Origin of the sequence: Amycolatopsis arida (assembly GCF_900115565.1) — a bacterium.
Lineage (GTDB): Bacteria > Actinomycetota > Actinomycetes > Mycobacteriales > Pseudonocardiaceae > Yuhushiella > Yuhushiella arida.
This window is the reverse complement of the sequence record NZ_FOWW01000010.1, coordinates 119,487-144,434: the sequence shown is the minus strand read 5'-3', so window position 1 is coordinate 144,434 and position 24,948 is coordinate 119,487. Positions and strand designations below refer to the sequence as shown.

The window sequence follows — 24,948 nt, the reverse complement described above, 5'->3', positions numbered from 1 at the left end:
CACCTGCTGAGCCCACAGTGGTCACTCGATGGCCGTCGCGAGCGTGGCCAGCCGGTCGCGGCCGCGCTCGGCGTTGCGCGGCAGGCACAGCACGTCGTACTGCCCGGCCACGATCTGCGTGTTCGACACGAAGTCGCGCCGCCCACCGAGCGAGGCGTACCCCGCGGTGGCGAACGCGGCGGGTGGCGTAGGAGCCGATGGGCCAGCCGGTCGGTGGCTCGGGCAGCGTGGCCAGACCGGGCGAGAGGGGAGTGGGGGTCATGAGCACGTCCGTGACACCAGGACGACGACTGCCCGGGCCCTGTCCATACGGCCCCGGCCGGTGATCACGTCGCCGAGATGGCGATGCGCCGCGGCTTGGCCGCCTCGCTCTTCGGCGCCCGCACCGTCAGCACGCCGTCGGCAAGCGTGGCGTTGATGTGGTCGGCGTCCACGTCGTGCGGCAGCCTCACCTGGTAGGGGAACCGGCCGGTGCGGCGCGTCCGGTGGCGGAACCAGCCCTCGCACTCCTTCTCGATGCGCTCCCCGGTGGTGGTCAGCTCGGACCCGACGAGGTCGACGGTGCCATCGTCCTTACGACGAAGTTGAGTTCCGGTTTGTTGAGTCACCGTGACGCGACGCTGCGTTAGAGGCTGATTCCTGTCCTTTGGGATGAATCGCGTCGCTCAGGTTGGGGAAGGGCGGCCGCCGGCGGACGCCGCGCGTCTAGCGTCGAAGGAGTCCTCACCGCACCGGTCACGCACAGTCGAGTCGGAAGGGCGAAGCGACAGATGATGGACTGGATGGCAACGGGCAGCGTGACCAGCCGACGGGGCTTCCTGCGGGCGTCGGCTCTGGCCGGTGCGGCGGCGGGCGCGGTCGCGGTCGGGGCCGACGGCGCGCTGGCCGCGCCGCGCATGGCGCAGATCCCGCCGCCCCCGCCGGTCGGCGCGGAGATCCCGATGTCCATGCTGGCGGTCGAGGTCCCGTTGCGGGTGGGTTCGATGTCGGTGGAGGTGGACTTCGAGGGCGAGATCCGGTTCCGGGTCACCGAGGCCGACGCCGCCGACCCGTGGAACCTCACCCTCGAGGTCATCGCTTTCGGGATGGCCGGCCGGCATGAGGACGGGAACCGTGTGACCCAGGACCACAGCCTCGGCCAGATCACGATCGAGCAGAGCGACACCGAAGACACGCCGGACAGCCTGCTGAAGATGGTGAGCCAGACACCGCCGCGGTGGGAGCAGACGATGTTCCTCGACTTCACCATGACCATCGAGAACCCCCCTCCCGACCTGCCCGGTGGGCGGCGGTCACACACCCCGGAGCCGCTGGTCCTGTCGACCAAGGAACCGGCCAAGCTAATCGGTGAGTTGGACAACTTCCCGCCGAAGGGGGAGCCCTACCAACTGGCGAACCCGATCCAGCTGGTGCTGCCGGACAACCCCGAGCAGACCATCGCGTCGGTGGACAAGTTCCCGGTCAAGGTCAGCGAGCTGTAACGCCGCCGGGGCAAGTCGCGCTGTCCCGCCTTGACACGGTGCCTCCGACCGTCAACACGCTCGGTCTTGGGGGCCCGCAATACCCGAGACGCTCCGTGCCCGAGGTTCCACACGGCGGAAACAGCAGTGCTCGCCGAGGTTCCTAGCCCAGGAACCGGACGTTCTGGGCGAGGGTCAGGGTGTCGCCGTAGTTGATGGTGTTGGTGGCGCGGCGCATGTAGGCACGCCAGGCGTCGGAGCCGGACTCCCGCCCACCGCCGGTGGCTTTCTCGCCACCGAAGGCACCGCCGATCTCGGCGCCGGAGGTGCCGATGTTGACGTTGGCGATGCCGCAGTCCGAGCCGTCGGCGGCGAGGAAGCGTTCGGCTTCCCGCTGGTCCCGGGTGAAGATGGAGGACGACAGCCCCTGCGGAACGTCGTTGTGCAGCGCGATCGCCTCGTCGAGCGTGTCGTAGGTGAGGACGTACAGGATCGGGGCGAACGTCTCCTCGCGCACGATGGGAGTCTGTTCCGGCATGCGCACCAGCGCCGGTTCCGCGTACGCCGCGTGGGGCGCGGCGTCGGCCAGGACGCGCCCGCCGCCGACCAGGAGCTCGCCGCCGTCGGCCTCCGCCCGGCCCAGCGCCTGCCGCAGGATGTCGTAGGCCCCGGTGGAGATCAGCGGCCCGACGAGGGTGCCCTCATGGAAAGGGTCGCCGATGGGCAGCCTGCGATAGGCGGCGGTGAGCCGCCCGATCAGCTCGTCGGCGACGTTCCGGTGCGCGATCAGCCGCCGCAACGTGGTGCACCGCTGCCCGGCGGTGCCCGCGGCGGCGAACACGACGGCGTGCGTGGCCAGGTCCAGGTCGGCGGACGGGGTCACCACCGAGGCGTTGTTCCCGCCCAGCTCCAGCAGCGCCCGCCCGAACCGGGCCGCGACCCGCGGCCCCACCTCGCGGCCCATGCGGGTCGATCCGGTGGCGCTGACCAGCGCCACCCGTGAATCGTCGACCAGCGCCTCACCGACGGTCCGGTCGCCCAGCACCAGCCGGTGGACGCCGGCGGGCGCGCCGACCTCCTCGGCCGCGCGCTCCACGAGCCCGTGGCAGGCGAGCGAGATCAGCGGGGTCAGCTCCGAGGGCTTCCACACCACGGTGTCCCCGCACACCAGGGCGACCGTGGTGTTCCACGACCACACCGCGGCGGGGAAGTTGAACGCCGAGATCACCCCGACCACGCCGAGCGGGTGCCAGGTCTCGGCCAGCCGGTGACCGACTCGCTCCGAGGCGATCGTCCGGCCGTAGAGCTGGCGGGACAGCCCGACCGCGAAATCGCAGATGTCAATCATCTCCTGCACCTCGCCGAGTGCCTCGGAGCGGATCTTGCCGGCCTCGACGGTGATGAGATCCGCGAGATCGTCCTGGTGCCGGCGCAGCAGCTCGCCTAGGCACCGCACCAGCGCGCCCCGTGCCGGTGGGGGAGTGGTGCGCCACGTCCGGAACGCCGCCGCGGCCGCCGCGACGGCCTCGCCCGCCTCGTCCCGGGTGGTGGCCTTCAGCCCGAGCAGGGTCTCCCCGGTGATCGGGGTGCGCGCGGTGAGGTCCGCACCCTCGGGGACCGTCACCCCCACACGGCGCAGGCTCGCCAGCGCGCGCTCGCGCAACGAGTCGGTGCTCGGCAGGGTGGTGGTGTCGGACATGACGTTCCCTTCTTCGGCTTCGTGCGCCGCTCGGACAAACCCGCGGTGGCACTGACTCATTTCGGCACGGTGGTCTTTCGGCTGGTGCTCAGACGATGTGGGTTTCGGGACGCAGTTGGGCGCTCCCGGCGAAGCGCCGGGCGCTCAGCGGGCGCACGTCGACGACCGGTGCGTGCCCGAGGCAGAGGTCCCTGACGACCTCGCCGACGGCCGGTGCCTGCAGGAACCCGTGCCCGGAGAACCCGGTGGCGTAGAGGAAGTTCGACGGCGCGTCGGCGCGGCCGATGAGCGCGTTGTGGTCGGGCGTGACCTCGTACAGTCCCGCCCAGCCGTCCGCGAGGCCGACGTCGAGCAGCCGCGGGGCGCGGGTCTCGATCGCCGCGCCGAGGCGGGGCAGCCAGGCGTCGGAGTAGTCGAGGTGGAATCCGGGATCCTGGTCCGGATCGGACATGCCGAGCAGGAGACCGCGGCCTTCGCGGTGGAAGTAGAACGACGTCGCGAAGTCGATGGTGAAGGGCACCGCGGGCGGCAGGTCCGGCATCGGCTCGGTGAACAGGATCTGGCGCCGGACCGGTGACACGGGCAGGTCGACGCCCACCATGTCGCCGATGGAGCGCGACCAGGCGCCCGCCGCGCAGATCACCGTGTCCGCCGCGATCGTGCCGTGGTCGGTCACCACGGCCGTGACCCGATCGGCGTGTGTGACGATGTCGAGGACGGAGACGCCCGTGCACAGGGTCGCACCCAACCTCCTGGCGGCGGTGGCGTAGCCGAGCACGACCGACTCCGGCGTGCAGTGACCGGCGTCGGCGGAGAACGCCGCGGCGAGCAGGCCGTCGGTGTCGATCAGCGGGGACAGCCGCCTGGCCTCGTCGACGTCGATCATCCAGCTCGCGACGCCGAGTTCGTTCTGCAGGGCGACATCCCGTTCGAACGCGACGACCTGGTCCGGTGTGGACAGCAGGAACAGATAACCCACCTGACGCAGGTCGATCTCCTGGCCCGGGCGTTCGCGAAACCGTAGGAACGCGTCGAGGCCACGGGCGCCGAGCTCGATGTTCAGCTCGTCGGAGAACTGTGCCCGGACACCGCCCGCGGCCTTGCAGGTCGAGCCGGAGCCGAGCTCGTCTCGTTCGACCAGGACCACGTCGCTGACCCCGGCCTCGGCGAGGTGGAACGCGACGCTCGTTCCGATGACGCCCCCGCCGATGATCACGACGGAAGCGGTGCGCGGCAGCGCGGCTGGCATCGACTGTCCCTCCGGCGGCTGGCTTCGACCGGGACGCTGGCCAGGTCATCGTGCACGCCCAGATCGTTGACGTCCATCCGCAGGTTTCCTCACCTTCGCTGAAGGACTCGATGTGGACCTACGTGTTGGGCGGGTGGACCCGGACAAGTGACGGACCGGATTGCGACGACCTTCTACGAGGTGAACGGCGTTCAGCATGCTCATGCTCGGGCACGCCGATGCCGCGATGACCCTGAACATCTACGGGCACCTGTTCCCGGACCGCCTGGACGAGGTGGCTGACACGCTCGATGTCCGGCGGCTCGCGGCCCTGGCGGAACGATCGGCAGCCTGATGGTCCAGCCTCGGCGGGATGACACGAATGTGTCCTGCTCCGGGGCTGTGATCGTTTCCGAAAAGACTGAGGGGCCGTCTACCTGCGTAGACGGCCCCTTGCCGGTCGGGCTGACAGGATTTGAACCTGCGACCCCTTGACCCCCAGTCAAGTGCGCTACCAAACTGCGCCACAGCCCGGCCATCGCCCGCGCGGGGCGATGGGCAGTAGCTTAGCGCGCCAGGCCGGCGGGGGGTCAACCAGGGTTCCCGGCGCGCTGACCAACGCCGATCCCGCTTCCCGTGAGCCGGTGCCGGGGGAGCGGCGTGCCGAACCGGCGCTCGAGTGCGGAGCCAGGCTGACAAGACCGGACAGGATCGCGGGCCATCCCGTGACGTCGTCACGTCAGCTGGATAGTTTGTCAGGACCTAACCGCCGGGTGTCGGGAGGTCGAGCGCATGCGGGTCGCCAACGCGCCGGTGAGCTTCGGGGTGTTCGACCTCGCGGGCCGTCGCGCGGGGCACGTCGACGCCCCCGCTCTCCTGGAGGGCCTGCGGGACTCCGGGTACGACGGCGTCGACCTCGGGCCGCCGGGCTACCTCGGCGACCGCGACACGCTGCGGGCCAACCTCGACGCCGTGGGAATGGACCTCGCCGGCGGCTGGATCGACCTGCCGTTCGCCGAGGAGGGCTTCGCCGACGCGCTGCCCCGGCTGGACGCCGCCCTCGATCTCCTCGAGCGCGGCGCCGGCGACCAGCACCCCCCGCGCCCCACGCTCGCCTGCTCCGGCTCCCCGGCCCGCGCGGCCAACCCCGGCGCCGGCGCGCACGACCCGGACCTCCGGCTCGACGAGCCGGGCTGGCGCCGCTTCGCCGGCAACGTCGGCAGAGCCGCCGACCGCTGTCGCGCCCGCGGCCTGGAACCCACCTTCCACCACCACGCCTGCACCTTCGTCGAGGCCCCCGCGGAGATCGAGCAACTCCTCGACCGCACCGACATCGACCTCTGCCTGGACACCGGCCACCTCCTCCTCGGCGGCGGCGACCCGGTCACCGCCCTGCGCGACTGGGCCGACCGGGTCAACCACCTCCACGTCAAGGACGCCCGCGTCGACGTCCTGGACGCCGTCGTCCGCGAGCGGGCCGGCATGCGCGCGGTCTGGGAACGCGGCGCGTTCTGCCCGCTCGGCGCCGGCGACCTCGACATCACGTCCTTCATGGACACGCTGCGCGGCGTCGGCTACGACGGCTGGGTGGTGGTCGAGCAGGACATCGTCCCCGGCTCGGACGACACCCTCGCGCACCTGCTGGACGTCCAGGCCGCCAACCGTGACCAGCTCCGAAAGTGGGGGATCTAGATGCCGATCCGCGTCGCCGTCGTCGGGCTCGGCGCGGTGGCCCAGGCCGTGTACCTGCCGCTGCTGGCCCGCCGAGCCGACCTGTTCACCGTCACCGCCGTCTGCGACCTCGCCCCCGACCTGCGCGCTCACGTCGGCGACCGCCTCGGCCTGCCCACGACCCGCCGCTTCGCCACCCTGGACGACCTGCTGGACGCCCCCGACATCGACGCCGTCATCCTGCTCACCTCCGGCTCGCACGGCGCGGCCGTCACCGCGATCGCCGCGCGCGGCCTTCCCGCGCTGTGCGAGAAGCCCCTCGCCTACACGCGGTCCGAAGTAGACGACATCGAGGCGCACGACCCCGCCGTGCTGCTCGGCTACATGAAGCAGTACGACCCCGCCGTGCGGCACGCCGCCGAGCTGCTCGCCGACACCGACCCGGCCCGCTTCGTCGAGGTCAGCGTGCTGCACCCCAGCTCGGCCGCGCAGCTGGAGTTCGCCCGCGTCCGCGCCGCCGAGCCGGACCCCGCGGTACTCGGCGGCCTCCGCGAGCAGGACGACGCCCTGCTCGACCGCGCCCTCGGCACCGCCGCGCCGGCCCACCTGCGCCGGCTCTACGCCGGCGTCGTGCTCGGCAGCCTGGTGCACGACCTCGCCGTGCTACGCACGCTCGGCCAGCACATCGACACCGTCGACCACGTCGCCACCTGGGCCGAGAGCACCGCCGACCCCGGCTCGGCGCACATCACCGGCGCGCTCGCCGGCGGCGGCCGCTACGCCCTGCGCTGGCACTACCTCCCCGACTACCCCGCCTACCGGGAGACCGTCGCCGTGCACCACGACACCGGCAGCGTCGAGCTGGTCTTCCCCTCGCCCTACCTGCTCAACGCGCCCACCACGCTGCTCGCCGTCGACACCAGGGACGGCGCCGAGCGCCGCGCCGAGCACCGCTCCGTGGTGGAGGCGTTCGAGGAGGAGCTGGCCGCGTTCGCCGCCATGGTCACCGACGGCACCCCGCCGCTGGCCGGCCCCGCCGAGGGCCGCGCGGACATCGTCACCTGCCAGCGCATCGTGCGCGCCCACGCACGCGCCGCCGGCATCCCGATCGAAGGGGAGGCAGCCACCGCATGAGCGAGCCCGCCGGCTCCGGAGGCAGGAGCGAGCCCGCCGGCTCCGGAGGCAGGAGCGAGCCCGCCGGCTCCGGAGGCAGGAGCGAGCCCGCCGGCTCCGGAGGCAGGAGCGAGCCGACCACGGTGCACCTCGTGCCGCACACCCACTGGGACCGCGAGTGGTACGAGCCGTTCCAACGCTTCCGCCTCCGGCTGGTCGACCTGCTCGACGAGGTGCTCGACCGCGCCGAGGCCGACCCCCGGTTCCACTTCACCCTGGACGGGCAGATGGCCGCCGTGGACGACTACCTCGAGGTGCGCCCGGAGCACCGGGACCGCGTCGCCGCGCTGGTCCGCCGCGGCCAGCTCGCCGTGGGGCCGTGGCAGATCCTGCTGGACGAGTTCCTCGTCTCCGGCGAGAACATCGTCCGCAACCTGGAGCTGGGTTGGTCCCGCGCGGAAGCGCTCGGCGGCGCGATGCGGGTCGGCTACCTGCCCGACGAGTTCGGCCACTGCGCGCAGATGCCGCAGATCCTCGCCGCCGCCGGCCTCACCCACGCGTGCCTGTGGCGTGGCGTTCCCGGTGGCGTCACCGGCCACGCCTTCCGTTGGGTCGCGCCGGACGGCAGCGCGGTCCGCGTCGAGTACCTGCCCGGCGGGTACGGCAACGCGGCCGGCCTGTTCGCCGACCCCGACCGCTTCGCCGCCAAAGTGACCGAGTACGCCGCGCGCCGCCGCCCGCTGTTCGACCCCGACCCGGTGCTCGCGATGTACGGCGCCGACCACTCCGCGCCGGTGCGCTCGCTGGTCGACCTGGCCAGCGGGCTCGGCGACGACGCCCCGGTGCGGGTGCGGATCACCACCCTTGGCGCCTACGTCACCGCCCGGAACGGCGACACCGAGCTCGCCGCGGTGCGCGGCGAGCTGCGCAGCCACGCGCGCGCCAACATCCTGCCCGGGGTGATCTCCGTGCGCCCGCACCTGAAGCGGGCCATGGCCGCCGCCGAGCGGATGGTCGAGCGCTACGCCGAGCCGCTCGCCGCGCTGTGGGCGCCGGCGTGGCCGGAGCGGTTCCTCGACATGGCGTGGTGGCGGCTCGTCGACGCCTCCGGGCACGACTCGGTCACCGGCTGTGGCGTCGACGAGACGGCCGTCCAGGTCGCCGCCCGGCTCGCCGAGGCCGAGCAGCTCGGCCAGGCCGTGCGCGACCGGGTCGTCGGCCGGCTGACCCGGGACGTGCCACGGGACGCCGTGCTCGTCACCAACCCGTCGCCAGCCGAGCGCACCGACCTCGTCCGGCTCGACCTGGAGATCCCGGACGAGTGGCCGGCGGTGGCCCTGGAGCTGCCGGACGGCACCCGGCAGCCCACCCAACTGGAGGACCACGTCCCGGCCGACCTGCACACCGAGCGGCTCGCCGCCGCCGACCTGCCCGCGTTCTGCCGCCGCCTGCACGGCCCCGAGCTGTTCGGCCGGCAGATCGTGGCCTGGCGGCTCGACCCGGCGGCCCGCACCCTGGAGTTCGACCTGGACCGGCACGGCGCCGACGAGCCGTTCGACGAGGACGCGCTGCCGGCGGCGCTCGCCGACGTCGCCGGCGAGCCGGGGGAGTGGACCGTCCGGCTGCGCACTGCCCCGCGCCGGGTGCTCACCGGCCGGGTGACCGTGCCCGCGCTCGGCCACGTCGCCGTCCGGCCCGTGCCCGGCGAAGTGCCGGTCGACCGTGCGGTCCGGCTCGCGGACGGCGTGCTGGACAACGGCCTGATCCGGGTGCGGGTGCGCGACGACGGCACGCTGCGGGTCGCCGCGGCGGGCGGCACCGTGCTCGACGGGGTGGGTCGCGTGGTGGACGGCGGCGACCGCGGCGACACCTACAACTACGGCCCGCCCGGCACCGACACCCTCGTGGACACACCGGCGGAGGTGCGGGTCACCGAGGGCGCGCGCGGGCCGCTGCGCGCGGAGCTGACCATCGACCGCGGCTACGACTGGCCCGCCGCCGTCGACTGGGCGGCCGACCGGCGCACCGTGGCCACCGAACGCGGCGTGGTGTCGATGCACGTCGAGCTGCGCGCGGGCGAGCCGTTCGTCCGGCTGAACCTCACCCTGGACAACCGCAGCCGGGACCACCGGGCACGGCTGCACGTCCCGCTGGCTCGGCCGGCGGACGCCTCGCACGCCGAGGGCCAGTTCGCCGTGGTGGCGCGCGGCACCACCGTCGAGGGCGGCTTCGGCGAGCACCCGCTGCCGACCTTCCCCGCGCACGGCTTCGTCGACGCCGGCGGCGCCGGGCTGCTGCTCACCCAGGCCAGCGAGTACGAGCTGCTCGACGGCGAGCTCGCGCTGACCCTGCTGCGCGCCACCGGGCAGCTCAGCCGCAACGTCCACCCGTACCGCGAGGAGCCGGCCGGGCCCGAGCTGCCCACCCCGGAGGCACAGCTGGTCGGCACCAGCACCGTGCGGCTGGCCGTGCTGCCGCACGGCGGGGACTGGCGGGCCGCCGACCTGCTCGGCGCGGCCGAGCGCTACCGGCACCCGGTGCACGCCGCGCCCGGCCAGGCGCCGCCCGGTGGCCCGCTGGCGGCGCGTGCCGGGCTGTCCGTCGACGGTGCCACGATGACCAGCCTGCGCCGGCGGGACGGCGAGCTCGAGCTGCGCCTGGTCGCGCAGAGCCCCGAGCCCACCACCGCCGTGGTGCGCGGACCGTTCGCCCGCGCCCGCATCGTCGACCTCCTCGGCCGGCTCGGCGACACCCTGCCGGTGCGGGACGGTCGCGTGGAGCTGGCGCTGCCGCCGTGGCGGCTGGCGACCGTCCGGTTGGGACAGTGATGTCCGCGATGTCGGCACGACCGGAGGTGGTGGTCGACCGGGACAGCCCGGTGCCGCTGTACTTCCAGGTCGCGCAGCAGCTCGAGCAGGCCATCGAGTCCGGGAGGATCCCGCCGGGCACCCGGCTGGACAACGAGATCGCGCTCGCCGAGGAGCTGGGGCTGTCCCGGCCGACGATGCGTAGGGCGATCCAGTACCTGGTGGACAAGGGAATGCTGTCGAGGCGGCGTGGGGTGGGCACCCACGTCGCGCACACCCGGGTCCGCCGGCCGGTGGGGCTGACCAGCCTGTACGACGACCTGTCCGGCGCGGGCCAGCGACCCGGGACGATCGTGCTGCGCAACACCGTCGGCGTGGCGTCGGCCGATGTCGCCGAGGCGCTGGAGGTCGCCGACGGCACGGCCGTGGTGATGCTGGAACGGTTGCGGTCGGCCCGCGGCGAGCCGTTGGCGTTGCTGCGCAACTACCTGCCGGCCGGGCTCGTGCGGCTGCGCACCGAGGCGCTGGAACGGCACGGGCTCTACGAGCTGCTGCGGGCCGCCGGCGTCGGGATGGCCGCCGCGCGGCAGAGCATCGGCGCCCGCAGGGCCACCGCCGCGGAGGCCCGGCTGCTCGACGAGCCACGCGGCGCGCCGCTGCTCACCATGCGCCGTACCACGTTCGACGACCGCGGCGTGGTGGTGGAGTACGGCGACCACCTGTACCGGGCGTCGCGCTACTCGTTCGAGCTCGCGCTCACCAACCGATGAATCCTGTCCGGTTCTGTCATGGAAAGCCGGTTGGCGGCCGTGGACTTCGTCCATACGTCGTGACATATTGACCTACAGCGCTGGTAGATACCAATCCGACCGAAAGCGGTCCGATCCCATCAGCACGTGCGGCGTCGGCGTGCTTTCAGTCTTCTTGGTATACGCAGCACATCGTGGTACTGCCGAACGGGGAATCCGAGATGACCGTCAACACGTCGATCCGGTCCGTACTGGCCCTGACCGCAGCGGCCGCCCTCACACTCGCCGGATGCGGCGGCGACTCCGCGGCGGGCGGCGACCCCGACCGCAACGCCGACGCCACCGAGGTCAACCTCGTCATCAGCTCGAACGCCGCGCAGGGCGGGAAGAACACGGCCGAGGCGGACTGGATCGTCAACTACGTCATTCCGACGTTCACCCAGCGGATGGCGGCCGAGGGCGTGACGGCCAACGTCACCTTCGAACCCTCCGGTGTGGACGACGAGCAGTACAAGACCAAGCTGTCGCTGGACATGCGCAGCGGTGCCGGCGCGGACATCGTGACGCTGGACGGCATCTGGGTCGGCGAGTTCGCCCAGGCCGGCTACATCCGGCCGCTGACCGACGTCGCCGGAACCGGCGTGGACGCCTGGGACGGCTGGAGCCAGATCCCCGAGGCGGTCCAGCAGCTGGGCGTGTTCGAGGGCAAGCGCTACGGCGTGCCGTTCGGCACCGACGCCAGGGTGTTGTTCTACAACAAGAAGCTGTTCGCCCAGGCCGGATTGACCACCGAGTGGCAGCCGCGCGGCTGGCAGGACATCCTCGACGCCGCGGAGCGGCTGAAGACCCTGCCCGGGGTGGACCCGTTGCAGATCAACGCCGGCACCGCGATGGGCGAGGCCACTACCATGCAGGGCGTGCTGCCGCTGCTGGCCGGCACCGGCGAGCCGCTGCACGCCGAGGGCAAGTGGTTGGGTGACTCGGCCGCGCTGCGCGACGTGCTTGGCTTCTACCAGCGGGTTTACGGCGGCGGACTCGGCGACCCGCAGTTGCAGCAGGAGGCCAAGGGCCGGGACAAGTCGTTCCAGGAGTTCGCCGAGCACAAGATCGGCATCCTGCTGGAGAGCGACTACCTGTGGAGCTCGGTGATCGAGCCGACCGAGGGCTCCACCCCGATGGCCGACCGCGACGAGGCGGTCGGGTTCGCCAAGATCCCGGCCCGGCAGCCCGGCGCCGGCCTGAACGGCCAGGACTTCGTCAGCATGTCCGGCGGCGGGGCGCGCACGGTCAACCCGAACACCGACTACCCGCAGCAGGCCTGGCGGCTGCTGGAGTTCATGAACTCCGCCGAGGCCGTGGAGGCGCTGATGGGCGAGGCCAGGGCCAGGGTCACCCAGCGCGAGGACGTCAACGCCAAGATCCTCGCCGGTGACCCGCTGCTGAGCTTCATCTCCGCCGAGGTGCTGCCGATCACCGCCTACCGGCCCGGCCTCGCCGAGTACCCGCAGGTGTCCCAGGCGCTGCAGGAGGCCACCGCCGCGGTGCTCACCGGGACCTCGCCGGAGGAGGCCGCCCAGGCCTACCAGGCCGCGCTGGAGCGGGCGCTCGGCGGTGCCGATGACATCCGCGCCAACTGAGCCGGCGACCCGGGCGGTCCACACCGGACCCTCCGGCGCGGCGGCCACCGACGCCGCCGGGCTCGGCCGCACCCGAGCCTCGCTGTTCGTCCTGCCCGCGTTCGTCCTGATCGGCGCGTTCCTGGTCTTCCCCGCACTGTGGACGCTCTATCTCGGACTCACCAACTACCGGCTCACCGGCATCGCCGCGGCCGACCCGGAGTTCGTCGGGCTGGACAACTACACGGGTGCTCTCTCCGATTCCGGGTTCACCCACTCGCTGTGGCTCACCCTGCTCTACGTCCTCGGCTCGGCGGTCGTCGGCCAGTGCGTGCTGGGCTTCACCCTCGCCTGGACGCTGCGCCGCGTCCGCCGCACGCTGCGCACCGTCGTGGAGTCGCTGGTGGTGCTGGCCTGGATCCTGCCCGGCTCGGCCGTGGCGTTCCTGTGGATCGCCCTGCTGGACCGCGACGCCGGTACGCTCAACGCGCTGCTCGGCACGCCGGGCATGGCGTGGCTCATCGAGCACCCGATGCTGTCGATCATCATCTTCAACACCTGGCGCGGGACGGCGTTCTCCATGCTGCTGTTCGGCGCCGCGCTCAACGCGGTGCCACCCTCGCAGCTGGAGACCGCCAGGATGTCCGGGGCGTCGGGCTGGCAGCAGCTGCGCGACGTCGTGTTCCCGCACATCCGCGGGCACGTGCTCACCAACCTGCTGCTGATCAGCCTGTGGACGTTCAACGACTTCACCCCGTACCTGATCACCGCGGGCGGGCCCAACCACGCCTCGGAGATCCTGCCGCTGTTCGTCTACCGCACCGCGATCTCCGACGGCCAGCTCGGCTTCGGCAGCGCCATCTCACTGATCATGTTGGTGATCAACCTGGTGCTCGCGGTGCTGTACCTCCGTCTGCTTCGGGAGCGCAGGGCATGAGCACCCCGACGACCTCCACCGGTGCGCGGGCCGCCCGCGGGATGGCCGGCCGGATCGGCTTCTACGTGGTGATCGCGGTGATCACCGCGTTCATGGCACTGCCCGTGCTGTGGCTGGTGTTCGCGCCGTTCGACCGCAGCCCCGGGCTGAGCACCTCGCTGCCGGACTGGACCCTGCGCAACTTCCGGGAGCTGCTGGACAACCCGTACGCGCTGACCTCGCTGGGCAACTCGGTGCTGCTGTCACTGTCGTCGATGGCACTGGTCACCGCCTTCGCCGCGACGACCGCGTACGCGCTGTCCCGGGTGCGGATCCCCGGGCGGGACGCGCTGCTCTACGGCCTGCTGCTGCTGTCGTCGATCGTCACCGGCACCGCCGCCATGGTGCCGATCTTCCTGATGATGTTCGAGCTGAACCTGGTGGACTCGCAGCTCGGCGTGGTGCTCGTGCTCAGCGGCGGGCTGCTCCCCGCCGCGATCTTCATTCTCAAGGACTTCATGGACGCCACCCCCCGGTCCTACGAGGAGTCCGCCCGGGTGTTCGGCGCCGGACCGCTGCAGATCCTGCGCGACGTGGTGCTGCCGATGGTGCGCCCCGGCATCGCGACCATCGCGGTGTGGGCGATCGTCAACGTGTGGGGCAACTTCCTCATCCCGTTCATCCTGCTGCGCAGCCCCGACAAGGCACCGGCCGCCGTGGTGCTGTTCACCTTCTACACCGAGGGCGGGCAGGCGAACCTGGGGCTGATCTCGGCGTTCTCGCTGCTGTACTCGATCCCGGTCGTCGCCATGTTCCTGTTCGTCAACCGCCGCTACGGGTTCCGCTTCCACGGAGGGATCAAGCGCTGATGGCCGATGTCGTGCTGCACCAGCTGGTCAAGGAGTACCCCGGTGGGGTGCGCGCGGTGGACGAGCTCGACCTCGCCATCGCCGACGGCGAGTTCTTCGCGCTGCTCGGACCCTCCGGCTGCGGCAAGACCACGTTGCTGCGGTCCATCGCCGGGTTGGAGACGGTGACCAGCGGCCGGATCGAGCTCGGCGGGCGGGACGTGACCCGGCTGGCCCCCGGCGAGCGGGACATCGCCATGGTGTTCCAGGACTACGCGCTGTTCCCGCACATGTCGGTGCGGGACAACATCGCGTACCCGTTGCGGATCCGCAAGATGGCCAGGGGCGAGCGGCACCGCAGGGCCGAGGAGACCGCGCGCGGGTTGAGCCTCGGCGGCCTGCTCGACCGCCGGCCGGGGCAGCTCTCCGGCGGGCAGCAGCAGCGCGCCGCGCTGGCCAGGGCGGTGGCCTGCCACCCCCGGCTGTTCCTCTTCGACGAGCCACTGTCCAACCTGGACGCACGGCTGCGACTGGAGGCCAGGACGTTCCTCAAGCGGCTGCAGCGCGACCTCGGGGTCACCACGGTGTTCGTCACCCACGACCAGGCGGAGGCGCTGGCGTTGTCCGACCGGATGGCGGTGATGGACGCCGGTCGAATTCGGCAGATCGGTACCCCCACGGAGGTGTTCCAGCGGCCGGCCAGCACCTTCGTCGCCGGGTTCATCGGCTCCACCCCGATGAACCTCCTCGACGCGGTGGTCGACCGGGACACGCTGCGGATCGCCGACGCGGTGCTGCCGGTGCCCGACACCGCCCGGCCGCACCTGCGGCACGGCGAGAAGGTGGTGTACGCCGCGCGGCCGGAGTACCTGACGCTGACCGCGGAGCCGCCGCCGGGTGCGCTGGGCGGCGTGGTGGCGATCGTGGAGAACCTCGGGGTCGGCGCGCTGGTCACCCTCGAGGTGGGTGAGGTGACGGTGCAGGCGACCGTTCCGGAAGGGCAGGAGCCACCGGTGGGCGCCTGTCGCTGGGTGGTGGCCGACCCCGCGCGGGTCCTCGTCTACCGCGCGGCGGACGGGGAGCTGGTCGGCAGCGCGGTGGCCACCGAGCCCGCCTCGGCACCGGCGGCCACCGGCTGAGCGTGATCCGAACCGTCTACTGTGGCCGGTGGGGCCTGGACGACCGGGCCGCGGGACCGTACCGGGAGCTGCCGGTCGACGTGCCGCGCGGCGCGGCCACGGTGACCGTGCGACTGCGCTACGACCGCGGGGCCGGTGTGCTCGACCTCGGCTGTTTCGACCCCGGCGGGTTCCGCGGCTGGTCGGGGGGCAGCCGGGACACGGTGACCGTGGCGGAGGGCTGGGCCACGCCCGGGTACCTGCCGGGCGGGCTCGCTGCCGGCACCTGGCGAGTCTGCCTCGGGTTGCACCGGATCCCGGTGGAGGGGCTGGACTTCGAGGTGGTGGTGGACACCCGGCCGGTGCCGGCGCCACCGCCCGCACCGGTCCCGACCGCGGCCGAGCGGCCACCGGGTCGGGCGCTGCCGGCGGAGCCGGGGCACCGCTGGCTGGCGGGCGACCTGCACGCCCACACCGTGCACTCCGACGGCACGCTCACCGTGGACCAGCTCGCGCACCGGGCGGCCGCGGCCGGGCTGGACTTCCTGGCGGTGACCGACCACAACACGGTGAGCCACCACGCCGAGCTCGCCGGCGCGGGCCGGCGGCAGGGCGTGCTGCTCCTGCCCGGCCAGGAGGTGACCAACGACCTCGGCCACGCCAACGTATTCGGCGCCGTCGGCTGGGTCGATTTCCGGCGGCCGGCCGCGGACTGGGTGGCCGCGGCCGGCGCCGGTGGTGGGCTGCTGTCGGTGAACCACCCACTGGCCGCGGACTGCGCGTGGCGGCACCCGGTGCGCCCGCGGTTCGCCGAGATCTGGCACGAGACCTGGCGGGACCGCCGCTGGGGCGGACCGCTGGCGTGGTGGCTGGCGGCGGCGCCGGACGCGGTCCCGCTCGGCGGCAGCGACTTCCACGACCCTCGGCAGGGTCACACCCTCGGCCGGCCCACCACGTGGGCGCACTGCGCCGGCACGGACGTGCCCGCCGTGCTGGCCGCGATCGCCGCCGGCAGGGTGGCGATCAGCGCCGGCCCGAACGCGCCGGTGCTGCTGCGACTCGGGGAGGAGCTGCACGCGCTCGACGCCGACGGCACGTTCCTGGTCGACGGGGTCGGTGCGCGCCGGGTGGTGCGCGGGGACCGGGCCACGGTCGCCGCGGGGCCGGGGCCGCACCGCCTGGAGGCGCCGGACGGTGAGGTGCTGGCCCTGGCGGCCTGACCGCGTGGCTCACCTCAGTACGGTGGCTCAGCTCAGTACGGTGGCTCAGCTCAGTACGGTGGCTCAGCTCAGCGCGGGACGCTCAGTACGAGGCGGTGGAGTCCCTGGCGACCAGCTTGGGTTTGACCATCACCTGCTGGTGGGCGTGCGTGCCGGGGATGTCGCGCTCCTCGGCCAGCGGCTGCCCCGCCGCGTGATCGATCCGCAGGGTCGGCTGCCGGAGGTCGTCGGCGCGGAACGCGGCCCGCGGCGAGCCGGTCCAGCACGGCGGCGTAGCCGGTCGCGGCCTTCGACGCGGGGCCTCCACCACCTCGACGGCGCGGTCCGGGTCCGCCCGGCCGCCGCGAACGCCCGCCGCAGCCCGACCAGCCGGTCGGCACACTGCCGCAGCGCGAGCGGCCCGCTGACGGTGTGGCGGGAGCGAGGGCTCGCCGTTAGGCTCGACGAGGTGTTCACGGCCATGTGGGAACCGACTTTCGTGTCCATTATGGATCCCGATGACCCGGTCCTCCTGCCACCCGGTGCCGTGCCCGCCCGGATCGCCGCCGCGGGGCGGGCCAGCGGCCAGCCGGAGCGCCCGCCGGCGGCGGTGGTGCGCACCATCCTCGAGTCGTTCACGGTCGCGCACGCGGCGTCGCTGCGCACCGCTGCCCGGCTGGCCGGGTGCGACGTCGAGGTCGTGCCCCTGGTCGGCGGCGGCGCCCGCAACGCCTCGCTCTGCCAGCTCACCGCCTGGTACGAGCCGCGCGGTGACCGGGCCGCGCGGCGGCCCGCGGCCCGGCGGGCGGGGCGCGCGGGATGAGCGGCGGGCCCCGGGTGGCGTTGTTCGCCACCTGCCTCACCGACACCCTGTTCCCGGACACGGCCAAGGCCGTGGTGCGGCTGCTGCGCCGGCTGGACTGTGACGTGGACTTCCCGCTCGCGCAGACCTGCTGCGGGCAGCTGCACTACAACACCGGCTACCGCGAGCACGCCCGCCCGCTGGCCGCGGCCTACGCCGAGGTCTTCGCCGGGTACGACCACGTGGTTGTGCCGTCCGGCTCGTGCGCGGCGATGGTGCGCGACCTGCACTCGGGCCTGGTCGGGCGGAGCCCTGCCGGCGAGCGCACGTACGAGCTGAGCGAGTTCCTGATCGACGTGCTCGGGGTGACCGACGTCGGCGCGTACTTCCCGCACCGCGTCACCTACCACCCGACCTGCCACTCCCTGCGGATGCTGGAGGTGGGGGACCGCCCGCTGCGGCTGCTGCGGGCCGTGCGCGGCCTGGAGCTGGTCGAACTGCCGGGCGCCGAGCAGTGCTGCGGGTTCGGCGGCACGTTCGCGGTGAAGAACGCCGACACGTCGACGGCGATGCTCGCCGACAAGATGCGCCACGTGCTGGACACCGGTGCGCAGGTGCTCACCGCGGGGGACAACTCGTGCCTGATGCACATCGGCGGCGGGCTGTCCCGGCTGCGCACGGGCGTGCGGCCGGTCCACCTGGCGGAGATCCTGACCAGTACGGAGGAAGAGCCATGGCCGGCCGCAATCCGGTGACCTGGCTGGGCAGCCCGACCTTTCCCGAGGCGGCGAGGACCGCGCTCGCCGACACCCAGCTGCGCCGTAACCTGCGCAAGGCCACCACAACCATCCGGGACAAGCGCGCCGGGGTGGTCGCCGAGCTGACCGACTGGGCGGAGCTGCGCCGCGCCGGCGCGGCGATCAAGGACGATGTGCTGGCCAACCTGGACACCTACCTGCTGCGTCTGGAGGAGTCGGTGACCGCGCGCGGCGGAGTGGTGCACTGGGCGCGCGACGCCGAGGAGGCCAACCGGATCGTGCTCGACCTCGTCCGCGCGGAAGGAGCCGACGAGGTGGTGAAGGTCAAGTCCATGGCCACCGCCGAGATCGGGCTCAACGAGGCGCTCGCCGCCGGGGGCGTGCGGGCCGTGGAGACCGACCTCGCCGAGCTGATCATCCAGCTCGGGCACGACCGGCCCTCGCACATCCTGGTGCCGGCCATCCACCGCAACCGCGCGGAGATCCGGGAGATCTTCCGCACCGAGATGTCGGAGCCGCCCGCCTCCGCCGACCCGGCCGACCTCGCCGAGGCGGCCCGGCGGTACCTGCGCCGGCGCTTCCTCTCCGCGCGGGTCGCGATCTCCGGGGCCAACTTCGCCGTCGCCGACACGGGCTCCGTCGTGGTCGTGGAGTCCGAGGGCAACGGGCGGATGTGCCTGACCCTGCCGGAGACGCTGATCACCGTGATGGGCATCGAGAAGCTGGTGCCGACATGGCGGGACCTGGAGGTGTTCCTGCAGCTGCTGCCCCGCTCGTCCACCGCCGAGCGGATGAACCCGTACACGTCGGTGTGGTCCGGGGTGACCCCCGGCGACGGGCCGCGGCGGTTCCACGTGGTACTGCTGGACAACGGGCGCACCGCGACGCTGGCCGACCCGGTCGGCCGGCAGGCGCTGCGCTGCATCCGCTGCTCGGCGTGCCTGAACGTGTGCCCGGTCTACGAGCGCACCGGCGGGCAGGCGTACGGGTCGGTCTACCCGGGGCCGATCGGCGCGATCCTGGCCCCCCAACTCGTGGACGACCCGCACGACGCGCAGGCGGCGTCGCTGCCGTACGCGTCGTCGCTGTGCGGCGCGTGCTACGAGGTGTGCCCGGTGCGGATCGACATCCCCGAGGTGCTCACCCACCTGCGCGCCGAGGTGGTGCGGGCGAAGGGCCGGCGCACCCCGGAGGCGGTGGCGATGGCCGCGGCCGCGTGGGTGTTCGGTGACGCCCGGCGGCTGGAGGCGGCCCAGCGGGTCGGTGCGCTGGCCCGGTTGCTCGCCCGCGACGGCCGGATCGCCCGGCTGCCCTGGCCGGGGTCGAAGTGGACGGCGGCGCGGGACGCTCCGGCGCCACCGAAGGAGTCGTTCCGGATGTGGTGGCGGCGGGAGGGGCACCGTGGGTGAGGCCCGCGCGGAGATCCTCCGCCGGATCCGCGCCGGTGTGTCCGACCAGGACCGTGACGGGGTTCCCGGTGACGCGGCCCTGCCGGAGGTGCCCCGGGACTACGCGCGGACCCGACCCGCCGCGGATCCGCTGGCGCTGCTGGCCGAGCGGGTGGCCGACTACCGTGCGGGCGTGCACCGGGTCGTGCCGGCGGACCTGCCGGCCCGGATCACCGCGCTGCTGCGGGCCCGGGGTGCGCGGACGATGGCCGTGCCGGTCGACGTGCCAGCGGAGTGGCGGGTGCCGGACGTGCGCTGGCTGGCCGACGCGCCACCGCTGCAGGTGGCCGAGCTGGACGAGGTGGACGGCGTGCTCACCGGCTGCGTGGTGGCGATCGCGGAGACCGGCACGGTGGTGCTCGACGCCGGCGTGACGCAGGGCCGCCGGGTGCTCACCCTCGTTCCGGACTACCACCTCTGCGTCGTGCGGGCCGAGCAGGTGGCGGTGAGCGTGCCGGAGGCGCTGTCCCGGCTCGACCCCGTCCGACCGCTCACGTTCGTCAGCGGCCCCTCGGCCACCAGCGACATCGAGCTCGACAGGGTGGAGGGGGTGCACGGACCGCGGACCCTGGACGTGATCATCGTCCAGGGACCCACGATGTAGTGGCTGACCCGGGATGTGGGCCATCGAGCAGTGCCGTCTTCCGGCCCAGCCCCCGACCATCCTCCCACATAGTGGTACGCTGGTCGGTACTGTGGCGCCGACCGTGGGAACGAGGAGCGATCCGGTGACCCGAGCCTCCGCCTCCTCGGCGCGCCCCGTGCTCGTGCTGCGCAAGGTCCGGCAGATCCTGGAGTGCTTCACCCTGGACGAGCCCGAGCTGGGGCTGCGACAGATCGCCCTGCGCACCGGGCTCCCGGCCAGCACCTGCCAGCGGCTGGTGCAGAACCTGGTGCACGAGGGCTTCCTGGACCGGGACGGGGACCTCTACCGGATCGGGCTGGGCCTGGTCCGCTGGGCCGCTCCGGGCACCTATGGCATGGACCTGGTGCAGGTCACCCGCCCGGTGCTGGACGAGCTGCGGGACGCCGCGGGGGAGACCGCTTACCTGCAGGTGCGGGACGGGCCGTACCGCACCATCGTCGCGCTGTCCGAGGTGCGGCACCTCGTAGTCCGCCGGTTCATGGTCGGCATGGTGATGCCGCTGCACGTCGGCTCCGCCGGCAAGGTGTTCCTCGCCTACGACCCCGACGCCTGGGCCGCCGCGCTTCGCCACGGCCTGCGACCGGTGGAGGGCGGCCGGCAGGTCGAGGCCGAGGAGCTGCGCCGGGAGGTGGCGCGGACCCGGGAGGTCGGGTACGCGGCGACCTTCGAGGAGCGCGACCCCGGCGCGGGGTCGGTGAGCGCCCCGGTGTTCGGCATGGACGGTGGGATCGCCGCCGCGATCGGCATCGGCGCGCCCGTCCAGCGGTTCACCCCCGAGGTCGCCGAGCGGCTGGCCCCGGTCGTGGTCGGCGCGGGGCGCCGAGCCTCGGAGTTGCTCGGCCACCGGGCGACCCGGATGCCGGCACGGTAGCGCCGGGCCGGTGGAGCCTCGCGGGGCTGGTGTCCACAGTGTGGACAGTGAAGGGCGGTCGGCTCGGACTTGACGCAGGCCGTACGGACGGTCAAGATGGGCCCTACATTCTGGTAGCTTGACTCACATGTCGGGCCGGCGAGTCGTCGCGCGGTGGCGTGGCGCGCGAGGTGGCGGCGCCCTGGAGGGTGGCGGCTCCGCTCGGCGCCCGCTCCGGCTGTCCCGACCGAAGGAGCTCGGTGTGGCGGTGCCTGCTGATCGCGCCCGGCCGCGGGAGCCGATCCGGAATCCGTGGATCTGGCTGGGCCTCGCGGTGATCGTCCTGGTCGGCGTTCCCTGGTACCTGCCCGCCGGCACGATCGGCCCGATCGTGCTCGGCCTGCCACTGTGGACACTGGTCGCGATGGGCTCGTCGGTGGTCCTGTGCGGCTACCTGACCTGGGTGCTGTCCCGGCGGTGGAACCTGGCGGAGGACACCGAGGAAGCCGGGCAGGCCGGGGAAGCCGGGGACCGGCCGGCGGGGACGGACTGACCGGTGGACACGCTGGCCTTCGGTGGTGCCGCCGGCATCGTGGTGCTGGTCGGCTACGCCGTGATCATGCTGCTCATCGGGTACGTCACCGGCCGGCGTGGTGGGGGCGCCCGGCGGGACATGAAGGGCTACTACCTCGCCGGCGGCAACCTCGGCGTGCTGGTGCTGTTCTTCACCCTCTACGCCACCCAGTACAGCGGCAACACCGTCATCGGGTACGCGCCCCAGGCGTACCGCACCGGTTTCTCCTGGTGGCAGTCGGTCACCTTCTTCATCGTGGTGGTCGCCGGGTACCTGCTGTTCGCGCCGCGACTGTACGTGCTGGCGAAAAAGCACTCGTTCATCACGCCCACCGACTGGGTGCGGCACCGGTTCGACACGCCGGCGGTGGCGCTGCTGGCCACCCTGCTCATGCTCTGGGGGCTGGCCAGCTACCTGCTCGAACAGCTCATCGCGATGGGGCACGCCATCTCCGGGCTCACCGGGGACACGGTTCCCTACCAAATCGGTGTCGCGGCTTTCGTCTGCGTGATGCTGGCCTATTCCTGGATGGGCGGCATGCGCGCGGTGGCGCTGACCGACGTGATGCAGGGCATCGCGTTGCTGGTCGGGGTCGGTGTGCTGCTCGGCGGGGCGCTGTACCTGACCGGCGGATCGGTGGCCGACACGACGCGTTATCTGGCGGAGAACGAACCGTCGGCGATCGCCGTGCCGCCGCTGGAGGTGTCGGTCAACTGGTTGTCCATGGTCGTCATGGTGGGCATCGGCGTGGTGTTCTATCCGCACGCCGTGCAGCGCATCTACTCGGCCAGGAGCGAACGTGTGCTCAAGCGTTCGCTGCGGCGGTTGGTGTGGATGCCGCTGATCACCGCGGGCGCGGTGTTCTTCATCGGCATGCTCGGCATCCGGCTGTTCCCCGGGTTGTCCGACGACGACTCGGAGCGGCTGGTCGGCATGATCGCCAACGAGGTCGCCGGGGTGAACCCGCTGTTCTACGCGGCGATGGTGCTGCTGTTCGGTGGGGTGGTCGCGGCAATCGTGTCGACCGCGGACTCCGCGTTGCTGAGCCTGTCCTCGATCGTGTCCAAGGACGTGGTGGATCGGTACCTGCGGCGGGAGATTGGCGAGTACCGGCAGGTGATGGTCGGGAAGCTGGTCGGGATCGCCGTGGTGTTCGGCCTGCTGGTGCTGGCGTGGTACCCACCGGGCACCCTGGTCGGCATCTTCGTGTTGAAAATTGAACTACTCGTGCAGCTGGCCCCGGCATTCGTGCTCGGCCTGTACTGGAAACGGCTCGCCGGGTGGCCGGTGTTCTGGGGCATGGCGGCTGGGGCGGCGCTGGCCGGCACGATGACGATTACCGGGGTCAAGACGGTGCTCGGAATCCACGGCGGGATTTACGGCCTGGCGCTCAACCTGGCGATTTGCATGGCCGGCTCGCTGTTGCCCCGGCCCACCGGCCCGGCGGCCGCCCGGGGAGACGATCCGGCACCCGCGGGCGCCGGATCGGCCACGTGAAATTTCCTCATTACCGTTGGGCCACCTCCTGACGGAACCGAAATCGGGAAATGTATGCTTCGGGTACGACCGTGCCGCGGATGATTCCGTCGGCCGGTATGCCGTAAGCGTTTACCGTGAGATCGAGTGGCGAGGCGAGGATGGCGCAGCAGGTTCTGGTGTCCCTGGTGGACGACCTCGACGGTTCCGAGGCAGACGAAACCGTCGAATTCATGTTGGACGGGGTGTCCTACGAGATCGACCTCTCGGCGGAGAACGCCGAGGAGTTGCGGGACAGCCTGGCGCAGTACGTCGAGCACGCTCGCCGGGTTGGCGGGCGCAAGCGCTCGGGGCGCAGGTCGGTGACCGCGGAGCGGTCCACGGCGGATCGGGAGCAGAACCAGGCCATCCGCGCCTGGGCCCGCAAGAACGGGTTCGAGATCTCCGATCGTGGCCGCATCCCGAGCGAGGTGGTCGAGGCCTACCACCGCAGGCGGTGATGGGCTCCGGCGCGGCGCGCGACGGTCGCGCCGCGCCGGACGCCCGAGGCCCCGGCGCGGAAGGTGCCGGGATCGGTCGGTGTGCGCTGACCGGCGGAGTCGGTCAGGGGAGCGGGCGGCGGCCGGCGAAGCCGAGGTCGGCCCGGTGGTACCAGGCGAGCTCGGCGTCACCCTCCAGCCAGCACAGCAGCACCGGGACGCCGTCGAGCTCGGCGGGAAAGTCCACCAGCAGCGGCGCGAAGCCCTTCAGCTCCGCTCCCGTCCGCTGCACCTCGCCGAGCAGGTCGTCGAGTCGGGCCTGCGCGCCCTTGAACTCGGGCAACCCACCCAGCGGGCTCGGCGCCCCGTCCGGGGCGAGGGACGCGGCCAGCTCCGCCGCGTCGGCCCGCACGGTCACGATCTCGTCGAGCACCGGCCGCAGCCGGGTCAGCTCGGCCCGCGCCTCGGCCACCGTGAACAGTCCCATCACCCCCAGCTTGGCACGGGGTGTCCCGGTGCCGGCACGGTCCCTCACTCGGCGAGGAAACCGCGCAGCGTCGCGGTGAACTCCTCGGGCTCCTCGGCGAACGGGGCGTGCCCGCTGCCGGCGAACCGGGCGACCCGCGCGTCCGGCAGCCGACCGGCCAGCCAGCCGGCCAGGTCGCCGGGGAACACCTTGCTCCGCTCGCCGTAGACCAACAACGCGGGCACGGTGACGTCGGGCAGCACCGGGCGCAGGTCGGCGTGCGCCATGTCCATCCAGATCGCCAGTGCCGTGTCCGTCGGCGTTTGCGTGGTCTCGGCGTAGATCGCGTCCACCACGTCGGCCGAGGGTGGCTCGGCGAAGCACGCCTCGATGAACGGCTTGATCACCGAGGGGCGGGCGTGGCGCAGCCCCTGCGCGAACAACGCGAGGTCGGTGGTCGAGTAACCGCCGAGCAGCGGGAAGTCCCAGCCCGGCCGGTCGAGGAAGCACGGCGACTGGTCCACGAACCCCACCGAGCGCAGCCGCTCGCAGCCGAAGTCGCGGACGTAGGTCAGGATGACCGCGGTGCCCATCGACCAGCCGACGAGGCAGGCGTCGTCGAGGTCCAGCGCCCGCAGCAGGTGCCGGACGTCGGCGGCGTAGAGCGCGAGGGTGTGTGCCGCCGAGGTCTTGCCCGAGCGGCCGTGCCCGCGCAGGTCGACGGTGATCACCCGGTTGTGCTCCGCGAGCGGGGGAGCCGTGTCCGCCCAGAACGTGCCGTTCATCGTCCACCCGTGGATGAGCACCACCGGCCGACCGACGCCCTGGTCCTCGTAGTACAGCGGGGTTCCGTCCGGCAGCTCGAGATACGGCACGGCTCCTCCTCGTTCCTGCTTCGTTCCTGCTCGTTCCTGTGCTGGCGCGACGATCGTGCGGGAAGTGTGCGCCGGGGTGGTGGGCTCGCGGGCGGGTCGGGAGGGGGTTGCCCGAGGGTTGCCTCGGGTGTGGACCCGCCGCCGCCCGCG

General features: G+C 72.7%; 24 protein-coding genes, 1 tRNA gene and 2 pseudogenes. 19 read left to right on the top strand and 8 right to left on the bottom strand.

Translation table 11 applies throughout. From position 1 onward, the window contains the following. Positions 1–21 precede the first annotated feature (21 nt). Both BM051_RS30070 and BM051_RS24130 read right to left on the bottom strand, forming a co-directional pair. Positions 22–177: pseudogene (locus tag BM051_RS30070) on the bottom strand (general stress protein); the annotation flags it as partial. A 149-nt stretch (positions 178–326) separates the two neighbouring features. Further along, the gene (locus BM051_RS24130; RefSeq protein ID WP_243859778.1) at positions 327–608 is read right to left on the bottom strand and encodes an Hsp20/alpha crystallin family protein; all 282 of its coding nucleotides are present in this window, start codon (positions 606–608) and stop codon (positions 327–329) included. A 174-nt stretch (positions 609–782) separates the two neighbouring features. Here BM051_RS24130 and BM051_RS24125 point away from each other — a divergent pair, with 174 nt between their 5' ends. Then, positions 783–1,481 carry a twin-arginine translocation signal domain-containing protein gene (locus BM051_RS24125; protein WP_166677835.1) on the top strand — a complete coding sequence of 233 codons (699 nt, stop codon included), beginning with the start codon at positions 783–785 and terminating at the stop codon, positions 1,479–1,481. Positions 1,482–1,623: 142 nt separating this feature from the next. Here BM051_RS24125 and amaB read toward each other — a convergent pair whose 3' ends face one another. Further along, complete coding sequence (gene amaB / locus BM051_RS24120; protein WP_092534875.1) at positions 1,624–3,159, bottom strand: L-piperidine-6-carboxylate dehydrogenase; 1,536 nt, start codon at positions 3,157–3,159, stop codon at positions 1,624–1,626. An 88-nt stretch (positions 3,160–3,247) separates the two neighbouring features. Further along, a complete protein-coding gene (locus tag BM051_RS24115) occupies positions 3,248–4,408 on the bottom strand; it encodes an NAD(P)/FAD-dependent oxidoreductase (RefSeq protein WP_177216998.1) in 1,161 nt (386 codons plus the stop codon). A gap of 202 nt (positions 4,409–4,610) precedes the next feature. Here BM051_RS24115 and BM051_RS24110 point away from each other — a divergent pair. Beyond that, a pseudogene (locus BM051_RS24110) lies at positions 4,611–4,742 on the top strand (site-specific integrase); the annotation flags it as partial. Between the two features lie 105 nt (positions 4,743–4,847). Here BM051_RS24110 and BM051_RS24105 read toward each other — a convergent pair. Beyond that, positions 4,848–4,921 (bottom strand) — tRNA-Pro (locus BM051_RS24105). 258 nt (positions 4,922–5,179) lie between these two features. Here BM051_RS24105 and BM051_RS24100 point away from each other — a divergent pair. From BM051_RS24100 to BM051_RS24060, 9 genes are all read left to right on the top strand, one after another. Next, positions 5,180–6,079, top strand: coding sequence for a sugar phosphate isomerase/epimerase family protein (locus BM051_RS24100; protein WP_092534872.1), 900 nt, complete (start codon positions 5,180–5,182; stop codon positions 6,077–6,079). Further along, the gene (locus BM051_RS24095) at positions 6,080–7,192 is read left to right on the top strand and encodes a Gfo/Idh/MocA family protein (protein ID WP_208326017.1); all 1,113 of its coding nucleotides are present in this window, start codon (positions 6,080–6,082) and stop codon (positions 7,190–7,192) included. Beyond that, positions 7,189–9,999 carry a glycoside hydrolase family 38 N-terminal domain-containing protein gene (locus tag BM051_RS24090; protein ID WP_092534869.1) on the top strand — a complete coding sequence of 937 codons (2,811 nt, stop codon included), beginning with the start codon at positions 7,189–7,191 and terminating at the stop codon, positions 9,997–9,999. The genes BM051_RS24095 and BM051_RS24090 overlap by 4 nt, the downstream gene beginning before the upstream one ends. Positions 10,000–10,007: 8 nt before the next feature. After that, on the top strand, positions 10,008–10,748 hold the full coding sequence (locus tag BM051_RS24085) for a GntR family transcriptional regulator (RefSeq protein ID WP_166677834.1): 741 nt from the start codon (positions 10,008–10,010) through the stop codon (positions 10,746–10,748). A 200-nt stretch (positions 10,749–10,948) separates the two neighbouring features. Next, entirely contained in the window at positions 10,949–12,364 is a 1,416-nt protein-coding gene (locus BM051_RS24080; RefSeq protein WP_092534863.1) for an extracellular solute-binding protein, read from the top strand. Then, a complete protein-coding gene (locus tag BM051_RS24075) occupies positions 12,345–13,280 on the top strand; it encodes a carbohydrate ABC transporter permease (RefSeq protein WP_092535129.1) in 936 nt (311 codons plus the stop codon). Before BM051_RS24080 ends, BM051_RS24075 begins: the two co-directional genes overlap by 20 nt. Next, entirely contained in the window at positions 13,277–14,128 is an 852-nt protein-coding gene (locus BM051_RS24070) for a carbohydrate ABC transporter permease (protein WP_208326016.1), read from the top strand. The genes BM051_RS24075 and BM051_RS24070 overlap by 4 nt, the downstream gene beginning before the upstream one ends. Continuing rightward, positions 14,128–15,246, top strand: a complete 1,119-nt coding sequence (locus tag BM051_RS24065; protein WP_092534860.1) for an ABC transporter ATP-binding protein — start codon at positions 14,128–14,130, stop codon at positions 15,244–15,246. Before BM051_RS24070 ends, BM051_RS24065 begins: the two co-directional genes overlap by 1 nt. Positions 15,247–15,248: 2 nt before the next feature. Next, on the top strand, positions 15,249–16,445 hold the full coding sequence (locus tag BM051_RS24060; protein WP_092534857.1) for a CehA/McbA family metallohydrolase: 1,197 nt from the start codon (positions 15,249–15,251) through the stop codon (positions 16,443–16,445). Positions 16,446–16,527: 82 nt separating this feature from the next. Here the strand turns inward: BM051_RS24060 and BM051_RS24055 are convergent, their stop codons facing one another. Beyond that, entirely contained in the window at positions 16,528–16,752 is a 225-nt protein-coding gene (locus BM051_RS24055; RefSeq protein WP_134046348.1) for a hypothetical protein, read from the bottom strand. Positions 16,753–16,905: 153 nt separating this feature from the next. On the opposite strand from BM051_RS24055, the gene BM051_RS24050 reads away from it, so the two are divergent. The 8 genes from BM051_RS24050 to BM051_RS24015 all read left to right on the top strand — a co-directional run bounded on the left by BM051_RS24050 (position 16,906) and on the right by BM051_RS24015 (position 23,478). Further along, a complete protein-coding gene (locus tag BM051_RS24050) occupies positions 16,906–17,247 on the top strand; it encodes an FGGY-family carbohydrate kinase (RefSeq protein ID WP_134046347.1) in 342 nt (113 codons plus the stop codon). Beyond that, on the top strand, positions 17,244–17,981 hold the full coding sequence (locus tag BM051_RS24045; RefSeq protein ID WP_092534847.1) for a (Fe-S)-binding protein: 738 nt from the start codon (positions 17,244–17,246) through the stop codon (positions 17,979–17,981). Before BM051_RS24050 ends, BM051_RS24045 begins: the two co-directional genes overlap by 4 nt. Further along, a complete protein-coding gene (locus BM051_RS24040; RefSeq protein WP_092534844.1) occupies positions 17,960–19,393 on the top strand; it encodes a lactate utilization protein B in 1,434 nt (477 codons plus the stop codon). Before BM051_RS24045 ends, BM051_RS24040 begins: the two co-directional genes overlap by 22 nt. Beyond that, entirely contained in the window at positions 19,386–20,036 is a 651-nt protein-coding gene (locus BM051_RS24035) for a LutC/YkgG family protein (RefSeq protein ID WP_092534841.1), read from the top strand. The genes BM051_RS24040 and BM051_RS24035 overlap by 8 nt, the downstream gene beginning before the upstream one ends. A gap of 124 nt (positions 20,037–20,160) precedes the next feature. Further along, positions 20,161–20,949, top strand: a complete 789-nt coding sequence (locus tag BM051_RS24030) for an IclR family transcriptional regulator (protein ID WP_243859775.1) — start codon at positions 20,161–20,163, stop codon at positions 20,947–20,949. 241 nt (positions 20,950–21,190) lie between these two features. Further along, positions 21,191–21,481: a hypothetical protein gene (locus BM051_RS24025; RefSeq protein ID WP_092534835.1), complete on the top strand. Its 291-nt coding sequence runs from the start codon at positions 21,191–21,193 to the stop codon at positions 21,479–21,481. Between the two features lie 3 nt (positions 21,482–21,484). Continuing rightward, positions 21,485–22,999: a sodium:solute symporter family protein gene (locus BM051_RS24020; RefSeq protein WP_092534832.1), complete on the top strand. Its 1,515-nt coding sequence runs from the start codon at positions 21,485–21,487 to the stop codon at positions 22,997–22,999. Positions 23,000–23,139: 140 nt separating this feature from the next. Next, on the top strand, positions 23,140–23,478 hold the full coding sequence (locus BM051_RS24015) for a histone-like nucleoid-structuring protein Lsr2 (protein ID WP_092534829.1): 339 nt from the start codon (positions 23,140–23,142) through the stop codon (positions 23,476–23,478). A 103-nt stretch (positions 23,479–23,581) separates the two neighbouring features. Here the strand turns inward: BM051_RS24015 and BM051_RS24010 are convergent, their stop codons facing one another. After that, positions 23,582–23,944 (bottom strand): DUF2203 domain-containing protein, encoded by a 363-nt coding sequence (locus BM051_RS24010; RefSeq protein ID WP_092535123.1) that lies wholly within the window; start codon positions 23,942–23,944, stop codon positions 23,582–23,584. Positions 23,945–23,988: 44 nt separating this feature from the next. Beyond that, positions 23,989–24,798 carry an alpha/beta fold hydrolase gene (locus BM051_RS24005; RefSeq protein WP_092534826.1) on the bottom strand — a complete coding sequence of 270 codons (810 nt, stop codon included), beginning with the start codon at positions 24,796–24,798 and terminating at the stop codon, positions 23,989–23,991. Positions 24,799–24,948: the final 150 nt, after the last annotated feature.